The sequence below is a fragment of the Pontibacter sp. HJ8 genome (assembly GCF_054824225.1).
In genome coordinates, this window is sequence record NZ_JSYF01000420.1 from 1 (window position 1) to 620 (window position 620).

At 44.4% G+C, this 620-nt stretch carries 1 protein-coding gene; it reads left to right on the forward strand.

The window, feature by feature from the left end:
• A partial coding sequence (locus OB13_RS16860) for a SusD/RagB family nutrient-binding outer membrane lipoprotein (RefSeq protein ID WP_461491349.1) occupies positions 1 to 620 on the forward strand: 620 nt, incomplete at both ends.

The following is a 620-nucleotide window of genomic DNA, read 5'->3' on the forward strand; positions in this document are numbered from 1 at the left end:
GATTTCACTGGAAATTACTCCGGTGTTCTGATGGACCTTCAGGACATCATAGATAGGAACACAAATAACAATATGACCCAAGTGGCCAGAATTATGCAACAGTATATTTTCTGGACAATTACGGACAGATGGGGAGATGTGCCTTACAGTGAAGCTTTGAAAGGTGATCCAACACCAAAGTACGACCGTCAGGAAGAGATCTACAAAGGTATGATCGCAACGCTTGAAGATGCAGTAAATGCAATGGACAATACATCCCAGATTACCGGTGATGTAATCTATAACGGTGATGTAAGCTCATGGAAAAAAGCTGCCAATTCAATCAGAATGATGATGGCACTACAGCTTTCCAAGGTTTATCCGGCAGCTGGAGGTTATGCAGCAACACAATTTAGTTCTGCACTCAATCACCCGGCTGGCGTAATCGCTACAAATGCAGAGAATTTTGATGTGAACTATCCTGGAGGCAACTTTCCTAGCAACTGGTGGTCTATCTACAATGGCCGTAATGACTTTGCAGAAAGTAAGACACTAACTGATCTGATGGGCACTCTGGGGGATACAAGGCAGAATGCATTTGGTGGTGCAACGCATGTGGAAGGACAGCCAAACTCTGACGC